Origin of the sequence: Jejubacter calystegiae, assembly GCF_005671395.1 — a bacterium.
In the GTDB taxonomy this organism is placed as follows: Bacteria; Pseudomonadota; Gammaproteobacteria; order Enterobacterales; family Enterobacteriaceae; genus Jejubacter; species Jejubacter calystegiae.
This window is the reverse complement of the sequence record NZ_CP040428.1, coordinates 3,195,007-3,215,591: the sequence shown is the minus strand read 5'-3', so window position 1 is coordinate 3,215,591 and position 20,585 is coordinate 3,195,007. Positions and strand designations below refer to the sequence as shown.

The 20,585-nt window shown below is 54.2% G+C and carries 32 protein-coding genes and 1 tRNA gene; 13 read left to right on the top strand and 20 right to left on the bottom strand.

Annotation, left to right across the window (positions count from 1 at the left end; translation table 11 throughout):
• Positions 1 to 8: 8 nt before the first annotated feature.
• From FEM41_RS14800 to FEM41_RS14710, 18 genes are all read right to left on the bottom strand, one after another.
• Positions 9 to 533 (bottom strand): DUF2514 family protein, encoded by a 525-nt coding sequence (locus FEM41_RS14800; RefSeq protein WP_138096791.1) that lies wholly within the window; start codon positions 531 to 533, stop codon positions 9 to 11.
• Positions 530 to 955 carry a lysozyme gene (locus tag FEM41_RS14795; RefSeq protein ID WP_138096790.1) on the bottom strand — a complete coding sequence of 142 codons (426 nt, stop codon included), beginning with the start codon at positions 953 to 955 and terminating at the stop codon, positions 530 to 532. Before FEM41_RS14795 ends, FEM41_RS14800 begins: the two co-directional genes overlap by 4 nt.
• Positions 942 to 1,271, bottom strand: coding sequence for a phage holin, lambda family (locus FEM41_RS14790; RefSeq protein WP_138096788.1), 330 nt, complete (start codon positions 1,269 to 1,271; stop codon positions 942 to 944). Before FEM41_RS14790 ends, FEM41_RS14795 begins: the two co-directional genes overlap by 14 nt.
• Before the next feature lie 304 nt (positions 1,272 to 1,575).
• Positions 1,576 to 2,376 (bottom strand): antitermination protein, encoded by an 801-nt coding sequence (locus tag FEM41_RS14785; protein ID WP_138096786.1) that lies wholly within the window; start codon positions 2,374 to 2,376, stop codon positions 1,576 to 1,578.
• Entirely contained in the window at positions 2,373 to 3,017 is a 645-nt protein-coding gene (locus tag FEM41_RS14780; RefSeq protein ID WP_138096784.1) for an MT-A70 family methyltransferase, read from the bottom strand. Before FEM41_RS14780 ends, FEM41_RS14785 begins: the two co-directional genes overlap by 4 nt.
• Positions 3,014 to 3,304 (bottom strand): DUF1364 domain-containing protein, encoded by a 291-nt coding sequence (locus tag FEM41_RS14775; RefSeq protein ID WP_138096782.1) that lies wholly within the window; start codon positions 3,302 to 3,304, stop codon positions 3,014 to 3,016. The genes FEM41_RS14780 and FEM41_RS14775 overlap by 4 nt, the downstream gene beginning before the upstream one ends.
• Positions 3,301 to 3,897: a DUF1367 family protein gene (locus FEM41_RS14770; protein WP_138096780.1), complete on the bottom strand. Its 597-nt coding sequence runs from the start codon at positions 3,895 to 3,897 to the stop codon at positions 3,301 to 3,303. The genes FEM41_RS14775 and FEM41_RS14770 overlap by 4 nt, the downstream gene beginning before the upstream one ends.
• Positions 3,898 to 4,251: 354 nt before the next feature.
• Positions 4,252 to 4,488, bottom strand: coding sequence for a DinI-like family protein (locus FEM41_RS14760; protein ID WP_138096778.1), 237 nt, complete (start codon positions 4,486 to 4,488; stop codon positions 4,252 to 4,254).
• Between the two features lie 169 nt (positions 4,489 to 4,657).
• The gene (locus tag FEM41_RS14755; protein WP_138099212.1) at positions 4,658 to 4,996 is read right to left on the bottom strand and encodes a hypothetical protein; all 339 of its coding nucleotides are present in this window, start codon (positions 4,994 to 4,996) and stop codon (positions 4,658 to 4,660) included.
• The gene (locus FEM41_RS24925) at positions 4,996 to 5,658 is read right to left on the bottom strand and encodes a DUF551 domain-containing protein (protein WP_241666501.1); all 663 of its coding nucleotides are present in this window, start codon (positions 5,656 to 5,658) and stop codon (positions 4,996 to 4,998) included. Before FEM41_RS24925 ends, FEM41_RS14755 begins: the two co-directional genes overlap by 1 nt.
• Positions 5,655 to 6,164 carry a hypothetical protein gene (locus tag FEM41_RS14745; protein WP_138096776.1) on the bottom strand — a complete coding sequence of 170 codons (510 nt, stop codon included), beginning with the start codon at positions 6,162 to 6,164 and terminating at the stop codon, positions 5,655 to 5,657. The genes FEM41_RS24925 and FEM41_RS14745 overlap by 4 nt, the downstream gene beginning before the upstream one ends.
• Positions 6,164 to 6,454 (bottom strand): hypothetical protein, encoded by a 291-nt coding sequence (locus FEM41_RS14740; RefSeq protein ID WP_138096774.1) that lies wholly within the window; start codon positions 6,452 to 6,454, stop codon positions 6,164 to 6,166. The genes FEM41_RS14745 and FEM41_RS14740 overlap by 1 nt, the downstream gene beginning before the upstream one ends.
• Positions 6,455 to 6,556: 102 nt before the next feature.
• On the bottom strand, positions 6,557 to 6,811 hold the full coding sequence (locus tag FEM41_RS14735; protein WP_138096772.1) for a hypothetical protein: 255 nt from the start codon (positions 6,809 to 6,811) through the stop codon (positions 6,557 to 6,559).
• 4 nt (positions 6,812 to 6,815) lie between these two features.
• Positions 6,816 to 7,265 carry a hypothetical protein gene (locus tag FEM41_RS14730; RefSeq protein WP_138096770.1) on the bottom strand — a complete coding sequence of 150 codons (450 nt, stop codon included), beginning with the start codon at positions 7,263 to 7,265 and terminating at the stop codon, positions 6,816 to 6,818.
• A gap of 40 nt (positions 7,266 to 7,305) precedes the next feature.
• Complete coding sequence (locus tag FEM41_RS14725) at positions 7,306 to 8,685, bottom strand: replicative DNA helicase (RefSeq protein ID WP_138096768.1); 1,380 nt, start codon at positions 8,683 to 8,685, stop codon at positions 7,306 to 7,308.
• Positions 8,682 to 9,656: a helix-turn-helix domain-containing protein gene (locus tag FEM41_RS14720; protein WP_138096766.1), complete on the bottom strand. Its 975-nt coding sequence runs from the start codon at positions 9,654 to 9,656 to the stop codon at positions 8,682 to 8,684. The genes FEM41_RS14725 and FEM41_RS14720 overlap by 4 nt, the downstream gene beginning before the upstream one ends.
• 2 nt (positions 9,657 to 9,658) lie before the next feature.
• Positions 9,659 to 9,874 (bottom strand): hypothetical protein, encoded by a 216-nt coding sequence (locus tag FEM41_RS14715; protein WP_138096764.1) that lies wholly within the window; start codon positions 9,872 to 9,874, stop codon positions 9,659 to 9,661.
• Between the two features lie 25 nt (positions 9,875 to 9,899).
• Positions 9,900 to 10,349 carry a toxin YdaT family protein gene (locus tag FEM41_RS14710; RefSeq protein WP_138096762.1) on the bottom strand — a complete coding sequence of 150 codons (450 nt, stop codon included), beginning with the start codon at positions 10,347 to 10,349 and terminating at the stop codon, positions 9,900 to 9,902.
• 408 nt (positions 10,350 to 10,757) lie between these two features.
• On the opposite strand from FEM41_RS14710, the gene FEM41_RS14700 reads away from it, so the two are divergent.
• The 10 genes from FEM41_RS14700 (at position 10,758) to FEM41_RS14650 (ending at position 17,375) form a co-directional block, all read left to right on the top strand.
• Positions 10,758 to 11,216, top strand: coding sequence for a helix-turn-helix domain-containing protein (locus tag FEM41_RS14700; protein WP_138096758.1), 459 nt, complete (start codon positions 10,758 to 10,760; stop codon positions 11,214 to 11,216).
• 210 nt (positions 11,217 to 11,426) lie between these two features.
• Positions 11,427 to 11,573 carry a hypothetical protein gene (locus tag FEM41_RS24555; protein ID WP_168198802.1) on the top strand — a complete coding sequence of 49 codons (147 nt, stop codon included), beginning with the start codon at positions 11,427 to 11,429 and terminating at the stop codon, positions 11,571 to 11,573.
• A 454-nt stretch (positions 11,574 to 12,027) separates the two neighbouring features.
• Positions 12,028 to 12,348: a hypothetical protein gene (locus tag FEM41_RS14690; RefSeq protein WP_138096754.1), complete on the top strand. Its 321-nt coding sequence runs from the start codon at positions 12,028 to 12,030 to the stop codon at positions 12,346 to 12,348.
• Between the two features lie 9 nt (positions 12,349 to 12,357).
• Positions 12,358 to 12,627, top strand: a complete 270-nt coding sequence (locus FEM41_RS14685; RefSeq protein ID WP_138096752.1) for a hypothetical protein — start codon at positions 12,358 to 12,360, stop codon at positions 12,625 to 12,627.
• Positions 12,628 to 12,670: 43 nt separating this feature from the next.
• The gene (locus FEM41_RS14680) at positions 12,671 to 12,955 is read left to right on the top strand and encodes a hypothetical protein (RefSeq protein ID WP_138096750.1); all 285 of its coding nucleotides are present in this window, start codon (positions 12,671 to 12,673) and stop codon (positions 12,953 to 12,955) included.
• A gap of 23 nt (positions 12,956 to 12,978) precedes the next feature.
• Positions 12,979 to 15,237, top strand: coding sequence for an exonuclease family protein (locus tag FEM41_RS24715; RefSeq protein ID WP_138096748.1), 2,259 nt, complete (start codon positions 12,979 to 12,981; stop codon positions 15,235 to 15,237).
• Positions 15,234 to 15,731, top strand: a complete 498-nt coding sequence (locus FEM41_RS14670) for a siphovirus Gp157 family protein (RefSeq protein ID WP_138096746.1) — start codon at positions 15,234 to 15,236, stop codon at positions 15,729 to 15,731. Before FEM41_RS24715 ends, FEM41_RS14670 begins: the two co-directional genes overlap by 4 nt.
• 2 nt (positions 15,732 to 15,733) lie before the next feature.
• Positions 15,734 to 15,919: a hypothetical protein gene (locus FEM41_RS14665; protein WP_138096744.1), complete on the top strand. Its 186-nt coding sequence runs from the start codon at positions 15,734 to 15,736 to the stop codon at positions 15,917 to 15,919.
• 209 nt (positions 15,920 to 16,128) lie between these two features.
• Positions 16,129 to 16,344 carry a DUF4224 domain-containing protein gene (locus FEM41_RS14655; protein ID WP_138096740.1) on the top strand — a complete coding sequence of 72 codons (216 nt, stop codon included), beginning with the start codon at positions 16,129 to 16,131 and terminating at the stop codon, positions 16,342 to 16,344.
• Between the two features lie 2 nt (positions 16,345 to 16,346).
• On the top strand, positions 16,347 to 17,375 hold the full coding sequence (locus FEM41_RS14650; protein ID WP_138096738.1) for a tyrosine-type recombinase/integrase: 1,029 nt from the start codon (positions 16,347 to 16,349) through the stop codon (positions 17,373 to 17,375).
• Between the two features lie 67 nt (positions 17,376 to 17,442).
• Here FEM41_RS14650 and FEM41_RS14645 read toward each other — a convergent pair.
• Positions 17,443 to 17,530, bottom strand: a tRNA-Ser gene (locus FEM41_RS14645).
• A gap of 359 nt (positions 17,531 to 17,889) precedes the next feature.
• Here FEM41_RS14645 and yccA point away from each other — a divergent pair.
• Both yccA and tusE read left to right on the top strand, forming a co-directional pair.
• Positions 17,890 to 18,549, top strand: coding sequence for an FtsH protease modulator YccA (yccA, locus tag FEM41_RS14640; protein WP_138096736.1), 660 nt, complete (start codon positions 17,890 to 17,892; stop codon positions 18,547 to 18,549).
• Positions 18,550 to 18,655: 106 nt separating this feature from the next.
• Complete coding sequence (tusE, locus tag FEM41_RS14635) at positions 18,656 to 18,985, top strand: sulfurtransferase TusE (RefSeq protein ID WP_138096733.1); 330 nt, start codon at positions 18,656 to 18,658, stop codon at positions 18,983 to 18,985.
• Here the strand turns inward: tusE and yccX are convergent.
• The gene (yccX, locus tag FEM41_RS14630) at positions 18,982 to 19,272 is read right to left on the bottom strand and encodes an acylphosphatase (protein ID WP_138096731.1); all 291 of its coding nucleotides are present in this window, start codon (positions 19,270 to 19,272) and stop codon (positions 18,982 to 18,984) included. The two genes, tusE and yccX, sit on opposite strands and share 4 nt — an antisense overlap.
• 93 nt (positions 19,273 to 19,365) lie before the next feature.
• On the opposite strand from yccX, the gene rlmI reads away from it, so the two are divergent.
• A complete protein-coding gene (gene rlmI / locus FEM41_RS14625; RefSeq protein ID WP_138096729.1) occupies positions 19,366 to 20,556 on the top strand; it encodes a 23S rRNA (cytosine(1962)-C(5))-methyltransferase RlmI in 1,191 nt (396 codons plus the stop codon).
• Positions 20,557 to 20,585: the final 29 nt, after the last annotated feature.

Here is a 20,585-nt window from a genome sequence, read left to right as displayed (position 1 = left end):
GAGACCCCTCATCGCCTTCCCCTCACTGCGTCGTAGATTCGTTCACAGGCCTGGCCTGCTGCCCGGCTTCGGTCAGCCTCTGCCGCCAGTTGTCGATTGCGTTCGACAGACTCTGAGAGCACGTCGGCGAGCACAGAGCACTGACGGGCTGTTGCCTGGCCTCCACTGGTAGTGTCGGAATTGCCGCTGGTTCGATTGTCGCCGTGCCGCAGTTGGTCGATCGTCCGCTGCAGGCGGTCAGAAGCAGCGCGAGCACTGACAGCATCAGCCCGCGCCGCAGAAATTTGCTGTTGAGCATTCTGGGTAATCCTCGTTATCGCCGACTGGCGCCGCTGCTCCTCGGCCCGCGCTGCGGCCTGCTGCTGGGCCAGCGCCCTGGCGTCTGCCGCGTCTGCCGCGTCTCTTTCTGTCCAGCGCTGTGACCATTCGCTATCCGCAGCATGATAGCCAGACCGCCACACGCTCCAGCACGCCACCAGCAGGAGAACCAGCGCCACCAGCGGGCGCCAGTAACGGGATAACAGGCTGGTCACGACAAAAACAGGTCGCGCTCAGCTTCCCGCCTCACCTTCAGCCCGGGTAGATACCTGTTGTTTGCAAATACCCAGCGAGTGAACTGGTCGGCGGCGGCACGGTAATTCCCCTCGTTCAGGCGGCGTAGCAGCGTGGAGGATTTCAGGTTATTCGCGCCCAGGTTGTAGGTGAATGACACCAGCGCATCGAACTGATTCTGGTTCAATGGCACCGTCACCAGAATCATCACTTCCTCGCCAAATGCTGCTGCGTCCTCTGTCAGCAACCGATCCGCTTCCTCCTGGCTGATTTTGTCGCCAGGCTGAACACCGTCGGTGTGTCCGTAGCCAATAGTCCAGGCGCCAACACTGTCCTGATACGCAGACAGCCGGCACCCCTCAAAGCGCTTAATCAGCGCCAGTCCGTTTTCACTTACGTTCATCGATATCAGTTCCTGTCTTGCGGGTAATCACAGCCAGAGCAATATCCCGGAGCCGGTCAGCACCAACGAAGCCCACCAGCGCGCCAACAAACGCGCCTGAATTGGCCGGCAGGCCGAAATATTCCAGCATTGCGGAAATGGCCAGCGCGAACAGGCCACATATCAGGGCGCCGGTCGCCGTGTACAGCCTGGGTTTACCTGCCCGGATATCAATCAGCGCAGAAATCCCCAGCGCCGTTAATCCGGCATAAACCGACGGCAGGTAAACAGCCAGCCATTTCATGGTTTGTTCAACGATTCCGTGGTCGTGGTTCATAGAGTCACCTCCGGCGGTTGTCGGGGTGCTGTGCGAAGTGAAATAAAAAAGGCCACCGGATGGCAGCCTTTAAATGTAGATACGGGAAAATCCCGGATGTATGAAATTTTAGTATCAGGGGAGCGCACTACCGAAGGTAACAAACCACCCACCGGTAACGGATAATCAGTAATGCGCTCGCCTGATATGAAAAAACCCGCTCGGAGGCGGGCTTCTGAGTTGTGCATCATTCAGACACACGAATCCATGATTAGAAGCATACAGGACAACTTCGGACAAAATCAAGTCTTTCGTCGTGAAAATGCTAAATTTTGCTCGCATCGTCACTAAAACTGGTCACCTGCTGAAATTCGACATCAGCCTTATGCTCTGCCTTATGGCATAAGTCCACCAGTGCTTCGTAGAAGGGCTTCCAGTTGCGCGTCCATGTCCTGACATGCAGACCAGAAACGACGCTCAGAATTGCTTTGTAGGCCGCTGTAGAAGGGGTTGATTTAAAACCTTTCCCACCGCACCGCTCGCACGCCTTTATCACCGGCGCCCCCCGGGTCTTAGTCGCCTCCCTGTCGAGTACCTGGCCGGAGCCACCACACCGGCAGCGCGCAGAAATCACCCCGCGCCCGTGACATGTCACACAGACCTTTTCGATAATCCCCTGTGCGGTCGCCGGGCTGATCTTCTCTTCTCCGTCCATACCGATATAACCCGCATACTTCACAATCTCCCCTTCCGTCCGGATAACGCCAGCCCCCCGGCAATCAGGACAATCCGACGATGTGGCCGCCGAACGGGAATACTCAGAGAATGCGAAGCGGGCCAGGATAAGCGCACATTCACCCAGTCGCCCACCAGCTGCTTTGCGTACATTCTTCGGTGCGTGGTCTATTGCGTGACGGGCCAGCGCCTGAATGGCCCGCTGTTCGTCGGTATGGCTCCCCGCCTTCCCCATAAACATCGACAGGCCGACCCTGGCACGGGAACAGGTCACCCCCAGTGCAGCCATGATATCGGTGCCGGTGAGTCTGTCCGGTGAGGTGCCTTTAGCTGCGTCACTTATGTGCATACTCTGCGGGTGAAAGTGCTTCAGGGATGATTCAATTTTCATGCGGACACCTCTCTTTTAATCGCTTCGCCGACCCGCAGATCGACGCTACTGTTGCACTCATTTCCCCAGCGGTCCCACCCGGGCCACTCGGTGCGAGCAAATAGCTCGATGCGGGACACATCCCCGTAAAGCTGTTCTAGCCGGTTGCGGACTTCCCGCGGTTTTTCGCTGTGTTCACCCAGGCAGGAATAAACCACCTGTTTAACCGATGCGCTGGCGCGCTCCACCCCGGCGCCGCGGGTGGCGATCAAGACGTCCTCGGTGTTTGCGCGGGTGTGGTTGCCGCCGTTCATGCGTGTTTCTGCGTTCAGCATATCCAGCAGATCGTTAAAATCCACCAGTTCCCCAGCGGCCAAAGCCTTATCGAACCGTTCACCGGCGCGCTGGTTCAGCTTCACCCAAGTGAACCCCTTCATTGTGCGAATCCGAAAACCCCACGCTTCAGCCAGTTCGATTGCCTCTTCTACGTGGGTGCCGGTGTACCACATCGCCAGAACGGAATCGGCAGCGGCCAGCGACCACACCGGAAGCCGCTTCATCTCTGCAAGCGTCATGGTCTGATAATGATTTTCGGCGGCGCCGTTACTGATGGTGTTACCGTATTGCCACGGCGGATCACACATAATCAGCTGATAGCTCACAGTAACCCCTCCTCTCTCCAAATCTGCTGGGTGCGGAAAACACCCTCTGCGTGCATCAGGCGCAGTTCCTCACGGGAATAGTCAGTTTTAATCCTGCCGTCTATGGCGTCGTGACAGCAGTTGCAGGCAATGGCCGCCTGCTGGTCATTGGGTTTGCAGCCTGTGCCGCAGGTATCTGACATGCGGTAATGCGCCAGCACGCTGGTATCCGGGTTGAAACAGCAAATTCCCGGAATGCGCACAGTACATTCGCGGCCGCGCGCCGCTTTGCGGAGGTCTCTCTTCATGCGGCGTAACTCATGAGCTGCGCGGCGGCGTTCTCGGCTGCCTGCTGGGTTGGGAAGGTGCGGTAAAGGATGTAATTCCAGAGGACATCGAGGACGGCTTTATAGAGCTCGGAGAATTCGACATCATCCATTTTTGCGAATGAGATCGATCTCGGCTCCTGGCGTATGCTGCCATCCGGCATCCGATGCTGAATATAGAACCCAGCCTGGATAGTCGCCCAGGCGCGGAACGCCTCAAACGATTTTACGGCGCTGATATTACCGGCGCGCTTCTGAGCGGCATCATCAAGATACTGGGTCGCCAGCTCATCCAGTACCCCTTCATACCCGGTGTGGTATGCGATCCACTTAACGAAGCCGTTAACCAGCAGCTTATCCGCCGGAGAAATAGCACCGCCGCCCGGCGTCCAGTAATGGAAGCCCAGCCCCAGCAAAGAGAAGAATTTGCGATGGAATGCCGCATTCCGCGCTTTCTTGAAATCGGCATAAATGACATCGCCCATCCGCACCTTAGTTTCAATAAACTCCTGTGCGTCAGGAGTCGCGGGGACTAATATCCCGCCCTGCGATTTGATAAAAGAATACTGCGCCATTGGTTCCCCCGTTAGCGCAGCAATTGTTCAGAATTAAAAGCTGGTTGTTCAGGCCAGCTGATTAATTATAGCTTATTGCCGTCTGGCGATACAACAGAATATCCAGCCAGTTTTGCCAGTTCAATCAATGCGTTAAATGATGCTATGTGCTCATCGGGATAAACCCGCCTGACATTTATGATCGCACCGTCCTTACATTGCACGACTACACGGCCATCCCGGGGTAAATAGTCAATAACATCTGAATATTCCGCCACTGTTTTACCCCCTCTGGCCGTGGATACAAATACACCTACCCGGCTGCGCTTCCTGCAGCCGTTCGGCGTTATATAAATCATTAAAAATCAGGTGTGGTTAAAAAAACCAGTCGTCGGCGCTTTCCCAGGTCTCCTGGAGCAGCTCCTCGATATCTTTTTTGGTGTCGTCGTTTGCACCAAATACGAATAGCCCATCAGATCCGACGCGGCGTATTGTCAAAGAGCAGGTTTCATCGTAGCGGGAATCCAGTCGGCGTTTTAGCTCTTGTTCCAGGGCAGGTATAGCACCATTCGGGAGCTTCTTAGACCTGTCGATCATCACTTCAATGCGCATAGTCCCTCCTTTCGGGTAACTGTACATTCATACAGTATATATACTCCCAGCTAACCGATGATGCAAACTTTTAAGAGCATTTTATGCGAAAGGCACAGCGTAATTAATTTTTAAGTATATGTTTATAAAAGAAAACCGCCGTTAGGCGGCTTTCGTTCTATGTGACATGTCACAGCTTGAGTTTTATCTCATGCCAACCACGATTTACCCAGCACTGGCTTTCACTGTCCAGCAGACATTCGCTGACGGGTAATGGGTCGCCACACCGGCCACAGCGCTTGCGGCTGATCGATCGAATATGCATTCGTGCCCGTGCATCGTCCTGACGTATCAGCATTGCGATATACTCCGCGGCGTCGTACGGTTCCCGACCTGGGCGCCGGGCGGCGCGGTTCCGCTCCAGCATTTCCAGTTTCTGGGCATCCAGATGCAGTTCTATTTTGCGCTGGCCTTCGCTGGCTTGCCGTGCACGCTGCGCGGCCTTGCGCTCTGCTGCTGATTTTCCCATCACTTAACCTCCGGCGCGGTGGGCAGTAATTGCCAATGAGTTACTGGGTGGTGAATCAATTCTATAAATTCTCCGTGCTCGTCCTGCCAGCGTTCGCAATTCTCAAAATACTCTGCATCGTTATATTTACCCATACCAACCCACACACCGTTACAGACCAGGACGTACGTATTTGGATCTGGCATCCGCTCACTGCACGGAATCCAACCATCCGGGATTTCCGGAGAGTTGCCGGATAGCGCATCTTCGGCCCAATCCCGATCAAAACCGGGCATTACTGGCAGCGTGGCCACTACTTCATCCGGCAGCGCGTCGATATAATCCAACGCGGCACGGGCGACGCTGGTGATGCATGATGCCGCCAGCGGCTTAGGCTCTGCGTAGAGCGTTATCTGACGCCGTGGGTCGTGATACGGATTCTCACGATCTACGGTGAACAGATATGCGCATTTGTGCTTTGCCAGGTCGCGCAACTCTTGCTCATCTGTCCACGCTATAGGCTCCTGCGCCCGCAGCCGCTCCAGTTCTTCTCTGTCTGCCAGAGCTTGCTTTAGCACTGCTAGCGTGTCTGAATCTTCATCATCGATTCCGAATGGTATTTCGTCGCGTGTTGATTCAATTTCAATAATTTTGCTTTTCAGCCACTCTTTGCTAATGCTCACTGTTCGGCCTCCCCGTTAATAACGCCGTCATAAATTTCCGTTAAATGTCCGCGCAAATCCATGCGGCGTAATGCACTAAACATGTAATCGCATTCCGCTTGTTTATTTGCCCTGAACGGCTTGCTCTCTCTGTTAACCCAGAGGCCATTACCCGGCCAGCCGTGAACCTTTTTTACCCGTCCTTTGACAACATGGAGCAAACCCCACCCGGGGGGTAAATCATCAATATTTACAATCCCTGGCTCGCTAATAAAAAAACGCCAGTCGCCCATTCCTTTTTCAGGGTCAATTCTGAATTGTTTCTTTCTGTCAGCAGACAAATCAGAGCGTGAGCATTTCGCCTCGATAAGACACGATGCGCCATTTCTGAAACCAATGGCATCCGCCTGCTCTCCGTAGGGCGTCCATGCCCGAAACCGGTCATGAAATGCGACTTTGAATCCGTTATTCTGAAGAAAGCGCCAGGCTATCAGGCATAATTCGTCATGAGATAATGAATCAGACATCACACCGCCTCGCCATCTTTATTAGCCACCTGATTACGATTAGAGCGGCATATCAGCGCCCAGAAATTCATATCGCAAATCAGAGCTACGCGCATTTCCGCCGTAAAACGACAGCCGAGCTTGTTTGACTTGCCGACTGACCGCCGACGCTTTCGCATTATCTTGCGCGTGTGCGCCGCCTGCACCTCAGCCTGGCGTTGCCTTGAGGCATAAACACCCTTTGCAGGGACTTTCCGCGCCTGTTTCTGGTACGCGGTTAACAGGTCATGTACATCAGATGATTTAGCCATATCACACCACCTCGCACTCTATGCCAACAGATTTGCACGCTGATATAAACGCCTCACGGCATCTCAGTAGCGCGTTGTTATGCGCCACATCGCTCATCATTTCTATTCCGCGAAAATCAGGCATTTTTCCCTCTCCCCTCTCCAGTAATTCAGTCGATCTCTAAAAAACTCCCGGTATGTCTCCGGCGTGCGGTCAATCTGCGCCAGGATGGCGCCGCGGGTTATCTGCTTATCAAAGAGCTGGCGGACTAAGGCGCATGCGCGCATGTCGTAATGCTCTTTCAACTGGCATTCCTGCGGCCATTTGGCACGATTGAACGGCAGACCGGGCGGGAGGTAATCCGATTGCCCGGCCATAGCGTTACCTCTTCTGCGCCGCTGACAGCGTGTAGAAACGTGGATCTATGCTGTACAGCGTGTAGTGGGTAACCGGCATATCGTCGTGCCGAGTGATCCCGACGTAGCGAGATTCAATCATTGAGAAAACCCGCATCTGGAGCTGTCGCAGAGTCAGGCTGCATTCCGGGTGCTGCTTCGCCAGCGCTGCCAGGATGCCGCGGTATGTCAGTGTCTTGCCGAACATAACGGAAACCAGAACATCGGCCGGGGTCGTATCCGTTGAGCGGCGTTTTGTGGGTTTGGGTTTTGATGACCGGGTTACTGTTTTTTTGCACAGTGGCGGAACCACCTGCTGGGGAACTGGCGGCATAACGAAACCGGCACCACTACGCGCGCGGGCGCCAGCGTTCATCCGCCAGACGATCAGGGAGGTGTAGTCGCAACCATCATCGATGGTGATTTCATTGGTCATTGGTCTTTCCTCTTTGGTTAAAGCGCTGGTCAGGCGCTGATTAAAATTTCTCGGTGCTGTAACGCCGTTCTCGTTGCTTCGGCGGCTGCTGTGCAGCGCTTTGCATACGGGCTTTTTCCTGGGCCACGGCCTGGTCGATCGGCATGAAGTGGCCGTTTTTGAACTGCTGGTAAATCACTTTTCCCGCCGCACTGAAACGCGACTTACCGATAATCACCTCTGCCACACCGGCGGCAGGGCTGTCGGGGTTATAAACTTCATCGCGGTACAGCAGGAGTATGCTATCGGCATCCTGCTCGATAGAGCCGGAATCACGCAGATCCGACATTACCGGGCGACGGCTGCCCGCCGGTCGGGAATCCACCGCGCGAGATAGCTGGCTGAGCGCGAAAACGGGAGTATGCAAACGCATAGCCATGGTTTTTAAACTGCGGGATATGTGGGCCACTGCCAGGTCGTTACGCTCTGCGCGCGGCTTCTTAATCAGCCCCAGATAATCCACCATAATCATCGCCAGGCGCGGGTAGCGGCGCTTATGCGTCTCAGCGATGGCCCGGATCTGCTCTACGGTCATGTCTGTAGCATCGACGATCCATACATCGCGCTCGTTCATGTGGCTGAGCGCGCTGCTTAGCCGCCCCCAGTCTTCATCGTGCATCTGGATGGGGTTACGCAGTTTCGTAACGGAGAGGCCGCCAGCGCCAGCCAGGGAACGTTCCGCGACCTGCAGCTGCGGCATCTCCAGGCTGAACACCAGGGCGCCGCCGCCGGTACCGGTGACGCCATCCACGATTTTCAGCGCAAATTCGGTTTTACCCATGCCCGGTCGACCGGCGACGACGATCAGATCCTGTTTGTTAAATCCTCCGGTCTCTGCGTCCAGCTCTTCAATGCCGCTCAGGATGTTCCGGGTCTCCGCGTTGCCCTCCAGGCGCTTCTGGATTGTATCCATGTACCGCGGGAGTATGTCCTGAATGTGTACAGGCTGAACGTTGCCGCTATCGGCTGTGAGATCCAGCAAACGGGTAATCGACGTTTCAATCGCCAGGTCCCGCTGCGCCTGATTCGATGCCCGGCGGATAGCGTCGGCGCCATCCTGCAGGAGCTGTTCGATCTGTCGGCCGCGCCATGCCTTCACCATTTTTTTGGCATAGCCGCCCAGGTTCGCTACTGTGCCCGGGACGCGCATCAACTCCGCGATATCCGCCAAGCTGTTACCGCCCAGCGCTTCGCTAACCATCATCATGTCGATCAGACCGTCGGCCAGCGCCTGTTTTTTTATCTCGGCAAAAGTGCGGCGGTAGAAACCGACAGAAAACGCCTCTTCCGGAGTAGTGGCGATAACGTCGAAGGCGTCCGGCGTGGCGCCGCCGTTGAGCAATCCACTCAACACAAAGCTTTCCAGATCCTGCGGACTCACAGCGCATTCTCCCGTGTTTTCCTCAGCGTCTCAGGCTTCATCAGGTAGTCGAAGCTGGCACGCCACCCGTCGCGCTCAGGGCCACCAAAATAGAACTCTGGCGCCGTATCGCGAAATTTCTCGAAGTAACCCAAGAACGCTGGGATACTCTGGGTCAGCATGTGCGCTTGGATGTGTCGAATCATCCGGCGGCGGCCGTCGTCCAGTTCAGCAACGGGCAGAACATCGCCCAGGATTTCGTTGTAACCGGCGATCACATCCTCGGCGGGAATGGCAGCTTCCGCAGTAGCCCAGGCGGTAGCGTCAGCCAGGTAACCGTCAAACCTGTTAACGCGGCAGATATTGGCCGGTTTCGCGTATGTGTCTCCGCGGCGCTTCCACTCGCTCACCACCCAGCGGATCACCAGCTTTAGGTCATCCAGTGTGTACGCATCCCGGGATGTGGTTGGGGTCAGCAGCGTGACAAACGGCTTTGCGTCCTTGCAGCGGGTACCGGTCTGCTGGTTGTAAAATTCCAGGGCTTTCTGAGCGTCAGCGAGAATCTCCCCTTCTCCCCCCACCTGGGGGTTAGGGGGATCTATAGGTTCTATGACTGGTTCTAACCGACTGGTTCTGGGTGCAGCTCCTGCACCCTCCCCCCCGCAGGATTTGCGCCCTCTGGGTGCAGCTGCTGCACCATAGGGTGCAGGATTTGCACCCTCCCCTGCGAGGTTTAAATGGTAGACGTTGGACTGGTTCACACCGCTGGATCCGCGGCGCTGCTCGACCCTAACCAAGCCATCCTTAACAAGCTGCCGAATATGGCTTTGTACGGAGCGTGGGGATATCTCACACTGATCCGCTATATGACCTACTGACGGCCAGCACTCACCGCTGTCGCTGGCATTATCGGCAAGTTTGATCAGCACCAACTTACGCAGCGGGTTACCGACTTTAATCGCCATAGCCTGAACCATTAACAACATGCTCATGGTCAGATCCCCAGCGCGTCAGCGATGCGCAAGCAAGCCGCCTGGTATGCGTCCGCGTCCAGGTTCTCGGCACGCAGCTCGGCTTTAAGCTGTTCGTAGTGCTCCCAGATCGCCGCTGTCCGGCGCTCTTCGAAAATTGGGCGAATATCTGCTGCCATCACTGGCCGGTTGTTCAGGCGGAAGCCGTTCCGCCACGTAATGCGGGTTTCGGTAATCATGTTGGTCTTTCCTCTGGCTTCGGTCTTAAGCGCTGGTCAGGCGCTGGGTCTCTGCTATCGCTTGTAGTGCCTGGGTTATCTTCTGCGGTCGGTCTCTGGCATCCAGCAGTAACGCTATAATCGCCGCCGCAAACTCGCGTATCGCCACGCAAATCAGGTATTGGGTCGTCATCCCCAGGCGCGCATATCGCTCTGCTGGTAGAGCTGCTTCCATCGCGCTGGCCAGCGCCTGCACTTTCGAGCGGGCCGCTTTGGTCTCGCCACGGAGCCAGCGGAAAATCTGCTGCCGGTTGTTGTTGATGGCGCGCCAGTCTGCGTTCCCGGCTGCGTCTTCCATAGCGTGAAGTTTTACAGAACCGCGATTGCCACCCATGCGAAACCACATTCTTGTAATCTCGATGGCGACATGCTCCTGCCCTGCTTCGGCTGCCCAGTTCATGACTTCTCGCTTCAGATCGTTGATGTTTTTATCCATGGTCGCGTCTCCTGTCGCTAAACCTGAAAACCTGATTATGCGTAATCAGATTTTGCTTCCCGGTGTTGTTAAGCTGCAGTCCTGTTTGGTAACCCATCAGTCGGATTTGGGTACAGATCGGGACGTAGGTCATGTGGAGTTACTTTGTGATCGGTAGCAGCAGCCCACTTTAAAGCTGTGGCAGCACTAAGCAGGCACTCTCCTGCAGCTACGCGGCTTACATAGCCTTGGGTTTTCCCTACCAGCACAGCAAAGTCGTTCTGCAATACGCCGGAAGTTTTTAAGTAGTCTTTCAATTTCATTGTCTCGGCCTCAGTTACCTTACGCCACAGATATTAATAACACTAATATTCATAGTCAATAACACTGCCCTTAGAATTTGATTAATTTTACGAATAATATGATGCCATGAGAAAAAAACGGTTGCCTACCAGCGAAGAACTCGAAGCCGCATCACGCCTTAGAGAGCTATGGGGAGAGAAAAAAGTCAGCTTACGCCTCACGCAAGAGAAGGCGGCGGAAGCTCTCGGCTTTAGTACTCAGGCGTCAGTTAGCCACTACTTAAATGGCACCACTCCCCTTAATACCGATGCAACATTGAAATTTGCTGCGCTTCTTGGCGTAAAACCAGAGGACATCAGACCGGATCTGGCTGATGTTATGAACTATGTAAGAAAATCAGCAAATTATATTGATGACTATTCAGCCCCTGGCTGGAGATTACTTACACCTGAAAGCGCCGAGCTGCTAGACTTATATGAGCGACTTCCTCAGAGCGAAAAAGAAAGGCATCTGTCTGATTTAAAAGAGAAAGTAGAAGATTTTGATAATCTATTCAAAGAGCTGTTAGCAGCAAGAAAGCAATAACCGCCCCCTTCCATCCCGTCCCGGCCATTGTGCCGGGATTTTTTTTGCCCTTTTTATCAATAGATTACATTAAATATGACGGTAATTAATATTTTTATGTTGACCACTGTTATTAGCGTTATTAATATTCATCCCATCAACGACGCACTAACCACGCGGCGATTGTTCAGAAACCGTTCCGCTGGCCGGCGATAAGGCACCGAGGATGAAATGAGCAAAAAGCAGATGACAGACCTTCTAATTAAAGATCACGGCATCACTTGGGAACAGGCATATCAATACCTGGTTACCGCTGAGTGGGTTTATTGGCTTGCAGCTGCTTACGTTCGCGAGGACATCACCACCGGAACGATCTAACACGTACCAGAGGAAAGACCAACCTGCCACGGTCGCCGAGTCCTGACCCAACTCAGGCGACGCCGGATAACGTAACCGGCACCTATCCACCCTTGATAAGGATCCTGCCAGGGTTCTTATCAAGACTGGATGACTTCCCACTTCAAGACGGTCTTGATAAATGTCCAGAAAGTGGCGCCCTGGTAGCGAGAAAAACCACTCCAGTTGATCCTGGGAGTTATCAGGTCAGTGAGCTGCCAGCACTCTCGACGGCAGTGACGGCGGGAAGTAGACCGCTGACAGTCGGGAAAGACCGGCAACCATCAGGCGTAAAAAAACCCGCCGAAGCGGGCTCTTTTACCCCACCGGGGACCAACCCGGCGAGATTGGTACGGGGACCAACCCGTACCAGAGGAAAGACCAACAACCCGAAGGGCTATCGATCAGCCCTGAGTATACGAAATCAGGAGACGCTATGGAAGCGCTACAGATCCCCGTTACGCTATATATCCACCTCAATAACAGCCAATTTGCTACCGAAAAGTATCTGGTTACGACCTGTGACATGTCACGTGGACTGAAAGATTACATCTTATTGGAAACACGGCAAATCATCGTACCGTTCACTGAGCCAGAGCCGTTCGATCTCATTGAACGACAGGTTTCATCGCTGCGCGATAAAAAAGCGGAGATTCAGCACCAGGCTGATACAGCGGTAACTGCCATCGATGACCAGATACAGCAACTGCTGTGCATCGATCATACCCCCGTGGATGAAGACGAAATTCCCTACTGAGGTGCCCTTATGGATACCGACATCATGCGCGAAGACCTGATCAGCGATGCCGCCTACGCGGCAGAACGGCGCGACGAATTCGAAGCGTCCGCCACGCTCGGCTACACCGACGAAGCCGTGGAGGTATTCACCTGGATCGATGGCGAGGCGCCGGAGGTTCGGGATCGTCTCCTGATGGGGGTAATGATGGCGACTCCCGACACTCTGGCCCGGCGTCAGATCGAGCTTTATTGCTGGTACTGCGACCAGGTACGTACCGTCGCGCGCAACAAATTTTAACCACCGGCGCCAGGCTGGCGCCATTTAACGAAGAGGAAAAATCATGGATATCAAAGAACTGTTGAAAGCAATCGCCGAGACAAAAGAGCAAATAGAGTCAGCCAGGTATCTGATTGGATTGAAAAGAGATGGACACATTTACCGTATCGGACTGTATGCCTGTCCAAGCCATGGTCGTGACGTGACTCTTCCCGTTGAAGCTGATGTGATTTTTAACGTCGCAGAAGAGCGACTCAACATTCTGACAGCAAAACTTGAACGTCTGCAGGACGCCCAGCGTACCGCCGAACGGGTAATCGGCGGCATTCTCTCAGAAACCAACGCCTGACCAGACCAGAGGAAAGACCAACAATGACCATTTTCAACGTTTTCCTGGAGCCCAAGAAGGGTTCAATCAAAAAGGGGGCGAAGCCACTGGCAGCAGCGGTCGAAGCGCCTAACAAGAAAGCGGCGGAGGGTATCGCTACCGGGATGTTGTGGCAGCACTACCCCACCCACGGCGATGACTATTTTAAGCCGAAGGTCTGGGAAGTGGCCGAAGGCCAGCCTCATCCTACTGTCGGCGCGTTCGATGAACAGTTCGCCGAGGATCACAGCTTCAATGATGATCAGTGGATCGATAATGCGGCTCAGCAGCAGGAAACCAGCCCGGAATCTGGCGACCTCAATATGATGAAGCTCCCGGCGCGCGAGCGTTTCGCCTTCGTTCTCCTGTTCAGTAATGCTGAGCTGGATAGCGCCCTACTCTCTCAGACCCGGGATTATCTCGATAACCTCGACAATGGCGACGAGAGTGATAAAGATGAAAATGACATTTTCAGCCGTAACGTTCTCAATGTGATGTCAGAGATCCCGTCCGTCGCTCACATGCATGTCGAAGGACTGAATAACCTGATTCAGGGGATCTATAGCAACTTTGAAAACCAGTTACCGGGCCAGGCCGATATATATCAGTTCGCTAAAAAGTGGGTAAATAACCCCAGCGACCGCGATACCCTCGTTACGCATGCGGCGGCTCAGGCGCAGCATAAACCGTCGGCGCCGCGTAGCTACTCCCACACATACGCAACCTTGGATCAGGAAGTCGCGCTGGCACTGATCCCTGTCAACGAATCAGAACCGGTAACGGCCAGGACTCTGTCTGCTGCGAAAGACATCATCAGTGCCGATCGCCAGGATTTTAAACGCTGGTCTATGGCCCTACGCACTACTAACAGCATCCTGAAATATGACCGCGCCAGCATTTTCGGGGTTATCCAGAATGCACCGGCATCCGATACGTACCGTTTTCCTGATTCCCTGCGTCGGTATATCGATTCATGGCTGGCAGAGAACGGCATCAAGGAAGAAGCCGAAGAGTCTAAGCCAGAGCCCCAACCCGTAATAAACCGTGTCAGCAAAACCGGATTTACCATTGAAGGGCTGACCGGCGAGTCTCCCTCAAATCAGGGCGAAAAAACGGAAGTGGCCGCGCCAGCACCAGGCCAAGAGCAGGAGCAGGAGCAGGAGCAGGAGCAGGAGCAGGAGCAGGAGCAGGAGCAGGAGCAGGAGCAGGAGCAGGAGCAGGAGCAGGAGCAGGAGCAGGAGCAGGAAACTGTAACCGACGACCAGGTGCAACAGGCACGTGAAACCCTCAATAACATGGGGTATGGCGTTTATGCAGAAGAGCCGCTCAGCGAAAAAGCTAAGGCGCTCGCGGATAATGCCGAAGCGCTGGCACGCCAGGTCGGCGGTGACGACTTCCAGCAGCGCGCCAGCTGTGTAGAAAAAGCGCTGTCTGAGAAACCGGAGCCTGAACAGGAGAACCTGAATATCTGGCGCCGGGTCATGCGCACCGACCCGCAGTACACAAAGCCGTTGGACACCGGGGGATTCGGCGGTACCGCCATCAACGCGGAATACATGTTTATGCGCGCCACCGAAATTTTTGGGCCTGTCGGCACCGGCTGGGGCTATGAAGTGCTGGAAGACAAAATGATCCCGGGCGCCCCTATGTCTGAACCTGTCTACGACGACAAGGGGAAATTCTCCCACAATGTGCTGCTGCGCAATGCTGATGGTTCCCTGATTTTCGAACAGAACCACTCAATGAAGATCGAATTCTGGTACCGGAATGGTGAGACACGCGGCACGGTTGAAGCCTACGGCGCCACGCCCTACATGTACAAGGCCAAAAGTCGCATCATCGCCGACGGCGAGGCTATGAAGAAAAGCCTCACCGATGCGATCAAGAAATCCCTCTCTATGCTGGGCTTTTCTGCCGATGTTTATCTCGGCTGGTACGACAGCCAGGAATATCTGGCACAGAACAAAACGGAATTCGAGATCCTCAACGCCAGCGATAAAGCCGAAGACGTGAACCGCCTACGCCAGGAACTGGACGATAAGCTGGCCCGTGTAGCCAAAACCCTGGAAGGTTCCGTCACCGTTAACGAAGTGACTAAATCCTACGGCAAGATAGCCCGTGAAGTGGAGACCCACCGCAAAGCTGCAGAGGCTAAAGGCGATACCGAACATGCCCGTTACCTGGCTGGCCGTCTGCGCCGCCTGACCACAATCAAAGACGAGCGCATAGCCGCCCTGAAAGCCGCAGAGGAGAAAACTGCATGACTACCGCTATCGCATTAGCTAACGACTTTGCAGCGCTGCAGGAGCTGCTGGAGACCTCCGACGACCTGACACCGGAAATGGTAGCCGATACTCTGGAAGGTCTGGGCGGCGAACTGGCCGATAAACTCGACGCGGTATATTCCCACGTCCGCAATATTGAGGGGCTGGCGAAGACCTGCGACGAAGAAGCCAAACGCCTGGCGGCTCGTAAGAAGTCATTCGACGGCAAGGCTAAATCGCTGCGTGGCTACGTTCTGCAGTGCCTTTTAGCCTCCGGCCAAGACAAGCTTAAGACCGCTAAAAACACGTTCACAGCGCGCAAAGGATCCGCCAGCGTCGTGATCGATGATGTCGATGCTCTTCCTGATGAACTGGTTACTGTTCAGACGCAGGTAGCACCGGATAAGAAGGCTATCAAAGAAGCTCTTGAAAACGGCGTGGACGTCCCGGGCGCTCACATTGAGATCGGCGAACGTAGCCTGGCGGTGAGGTGATTATGCTCAAATTGTCACTTCGCCGCGGCGATGCGGTACACGTCATTTTGCCGGACGGCACGAACGGCATCATTGAGGCCCGCAGTCGCTGCGAACTGGGTATGCACATGCCACCGGCCGTTAAGCTGACGCGCGAGAAAGCAGCCTTTTTTCCGCCAGAAAACCTGATTAAGCGTAATCAGAAATAAACCGCCGCCATCGCTACATTGTTCCCTCACCCACCAGCGAGGTACAGCAATGCAGCGATGGCAACCGGGGGAGCTTCTGCTCTCCGACTTCGATATAAAAATTGGCCGTCTATCGGCCAGCGTTAGAAAAGCGAGCCTGACCAGCTCGGATATAGAGCGGGCATGTCGTGAGACCGACGACGCTATAGCCCGAATGATGGGGAAAGACTATGAACGACCTGCTGACCGACGAGGAACTGACTGAACTGACCGGCTATGTATTCCCGTCGAAACAATGTGCGGCCCTGACCCGGGCCGGCATCTCGTTTATTCGACGTCGGGATGGCCGCCCCCGCGTCACCTGGACGCATGTTAACGCAGCCTTGACTGGTGTTCGTCATTCGGTCGCTGAGGAAGAAGACCGCCCAAACTTTGACGCTATCTGATTATGGCCAGACGCAGAAAAAATCCAGAAGATAATAAATTACCTCCGAAAGTATACCGGACAAAGTATATTTATTATTACAAACCAACATCTAAAGAAAGTCATTCTCTCGGACCTCTGACCATGTCCATGGCTGACCTTTGGAATAAATATGAGAAGGTAATATCTGAGCAATCAGATATATTTACCTTCGCTAAACTATGGAACTCTTTCCTTAAAAGTGCATATTATCTTGAGCTTAAGCCAAGAACACAGAAGGATTATCTCCAGCACCAGAAGAAATTATTAGCTGTTTTCGGAAAAATGAAAGCGGATAAGATAAAGCCAGAGGATGTAAGAATGTTTATGGATAAGCGCGGGCTACAAAGTAAGACGCAGGCAAACCATGAGATGGCGAGTATGTCCAGGGTTTATCGTTGGGGCTATGAAAGAGGAATGGTAAAAGGGAATCCGTGCCAAGGAGTTAGCAAGTTTAAATCGGCTGCCAGGGATCGTTACGTTACAGATAAAGAGTATGAAGCAATATACCTATGCGCTGATAATGTAGTCAGGGTAGCAATGGAAATAGCCTATCTTTGCGCTGCAAGATTATCAGATGTTTTAGGGGTGAAATGGAAGCAAGTAGCGGATCAGGGAATTTTTGTACAGCAAGGAAAAACAGGAATAAAGCAGATTAAGACGTGGTCTCCCAGACTGCTGCAGGCGTTCGAGTTGGCTAAAACTATCTCCACACCTGACAACCCTGAATCACACGTTATACAGGGGAACCATGGAAGCGGCTTTACCAAGAGGGGGTTCAGCAACCGATGGGAGGCAGCACGCCAAAAAGCGTCATCTTCCCTCGGGTATGCTCTTGATTGCACTTTTCACGATCTGAAAGCCAAAGGCATTTCTGACTATGAAGGGAGTAGCCGCGACAAACAGCTTTTCAGCGGCCACAAAACAGAAGGACAGGTACTCGTTTATGACCGGAAAACCAAGGTATCACCAACCCTGAACCGGCCGCCAATCGGCAAAAATATTCTACGATGATATTCTACGAGTATTCTACGAAGGCAAAAGAAAAAGGGGCTGCCATTTGGCAACCCCTTGTTTTATATGGCGGAAGCGCAGAGATTCGAACTCTGGGAGGGTTTCCCCTCGCCGGTTTTCAAGACCGGTGCCTTCAACCGCTCGGCCACACTTCCGTAATGAAGCGCACTATAAACATCCCCCCGCCGTCTGTAAAGACTCAATGTGTTCGATCGGGCGAAAAAGCAGCAACCTGGGTTTATTTGTCGCTAATATCGCCAAATCGTTCAGCAATACAGCAACATGCCGACCATATCTCTCCTGCAACGCGGTGCTATCGCTTCACTGGCCGGTTTTCCGGGATGACGATAAACAGGATCGAATAAAAATCGATTTATCAATAACAAAGCACGTTCTGCGGCATCTATCACAAAGCGCACATTTTGAGTAAAGATGGGTAAACCCCCTTTCCCCCTCGCAGTCGCCCCTCTATTCTCAGACGCTACTACACCTGTATATAAAAAGAGAGTGACTAATGGATCGCATCATTACCTCTTCACGCGACAGAGCGTCGCTGCTCAGCACCAATAAAGTGCTGCGTAACACCTATTTTCTTCTGGGACTGACTCTGGCTTTTTCGGCCCTGACCGCCACTGCCAGCACCATGCTGGCGCTGCCGTCTCCGGGACTGATTCTGACTCTGGTCGGTATGTATGGCCTGATGTTCCTGACCTATCGTCTGGCTAACAAGCCATCCGGTATCCTGGCGGCCTTTGCCTTTACCGGCTTCCTTGGCTATATCCTTGGGCCGATCCTGAACAGCTACCTCTCCGCCGGCATGGGCGATATTATCGGCATGGCGCTGGGCGGTACCGCACTGGTCTTCTTCTGCTGCTCGGCTTATGTGCTGACCACCCGCAAGGACATGTCCTTCCTGGGCGGTATGCTGATGGCGGGTATCGTAGTGGTTCTGGTGGGGATGGTCGCTAACCTGTTCCTGCAGATTCCGGCACTACACCTGGCAATCAGCGCGTTGTTTATCCTGATCTCTTCTGGCGCGATTCTGTTTGAGACCAGCAATATTATCCACGGCGGCGAGACCAACTATATTCGCGCCACCGTTAGCCTGTATGTCTCGCTGTACAACATCTTTGTCAGCCTGCTCAGCATTCTGGGCTTCGCCAGCCGCGACTAACGAGACCTGGCGTTCCACACCAACCCCGCTCCGGCGGGGTTTTGTTTTTTGGGCCGCCGGAAATTTGCTAGACTGACCGCCGTTTGACAGTAACGGACAGCATCCCGTGTTGATATTTGAAGGTAAAGAGTTCGAAACCGATAGCGAAGGCTATCTGAAAAACAGCAGTGAATGGAGTGAAGCGCTGGCACCGGTTATCGCTCAGCGCGAAGGTATTACCCTGACGTCAGAACACTGGGAAGTGGTACGCTTCGTGCGCGACTTTTATCTGGAGTTTAATACCTCCCCCGCCATTCGCATGCTGGTGAAGGCCATGGCAAAAAAATTCGGTGAAGAGAAAGGCAACAGCCGCTATCTGTACCGTCTGTTTCCTAAGGGGCCAGCAAAGCAGGCCACAAAGATAGCTGGCCTGCCCAAGCCGGTGAAGTGCATCTAAATTCCGTCCTGATAACGGATATCAAAGCGGCTCCATTCCTGCGACGAGGTGTGGGGCTCCTTAACAACGCGCTCCACCAGCGCGCCGCGCGGACCGCCCTGCTCCAGCCAGGCCATGAGTTGTTCCACCTGCGCCTTATCGCCACAGGCCAGTACTTCCACGCTGCCATCATCCAGATTACAGGCATACCCGGTCAGCCCCAGGCGGCGAGCCTCCCGCTGCGTGTTATAGCGAAACCCCACGCCCTGGACCCGTCCGTATACCCAGGCGATCGTACATATCGACATGCAATTTCTCCCTTTCGTCTGATGTAACGCGTTGCAATTCCCCGATGAACTCGGGAGAATGGCGCCCATTTTCTTTCTGCCAGACATAATATTATGAGCGTACGTTTAGTATTAGCCAAAGGGCGCGAGAAGTCGCTGCTGCGCCGTCATCCATGGGTCTTTTCCGGCGCTATCGCCCGGGTGGAGGGTAAGGCTTCACCTGGCGAGACCGTGGATGTCGTGGACCATAAAGGGGGCTGGCTGGCCCGCGCCGCCTGGTCCCCCGCTTCACAGATCCGCGCCCGGGTCTGGACCTTCGATTACGACGAAGCGGTGGATATCGACTTCTTTATCCGCCGCCTGCAAAAAGCGCAACAGTGGCGGGACTGGCTGGCCGCCCGTGACGGCCTTGACAGCTACCGCCTGATCGCCGGTGAGTCCGACGGCCTGCCCGGTATTACCATCGACCGCTTTGGCGACTTTCTGGTACTGCAACTGCTCTCTGCCGGCGCCGAATATCAGCGCCCGGCGCTGGTGAGCGCGCTGCAGAGCCTGTATCCCGACTGCAGCATTTACGATCGCTCCGATGTCGCGGTGCGTAAAAAAGAGGGGATGGCCCTGACTCAGGGGCCGGTATGCGGCGAACTGCCCCCGGACCTGCTGACCATCGAAGAGCATGGGATGAAGCTGCTGGTAGATATTAAAGCGGGTCACAAAACCGGCTATTACCTGGACCAACGCGACAGCCGATTCGCTACCCGTCGCTATGTGAAAGATAGGCGAGTGCTGAACTGCTTCTCTTATACCGGCGGTTTTGCGGTATCGGCGCTGCTTGGTGGCTGCAGCGAAGTTATCAGTGTGGATACCTCGGAAGAGGCGCTGGCTATCGCACGTCAGAACGTTACGCTGAATCAGCAGGATCTCAGCCGCACGCAGTTTGTTCGCGACGATGTCTTTAAGCTGCTGCGTCGCTATCGCGAGCAGGGTGAAACCTTTGACGTTATCGTGATGGATCCGCCGAAATTCGTCGAAAATAAGAACCAGCTTGCCGGCGCCTGCCGCGGCTATAAGGACATCAATCTACTGGCATTGCAGTTACTTAACCCTGGCGGCATTCTACTGACCTTCTCCTGTTCCGGGCTGATGGCCAGCGATTTATTCCAGAAAATTGTGGCGGATGCCGCCGTCGATGCCGGTCGTGATGTACAATTTATAGAGCAGTTCCGTCAGGCGGCCGATCATCCGGTGATCGCCTCCTACCCGGAGGGGCTGTATCTGAAAGGATTTGCCTGCCGTCTTATGTGACTTGATAAAGGGATGCACCGCCCTCATAT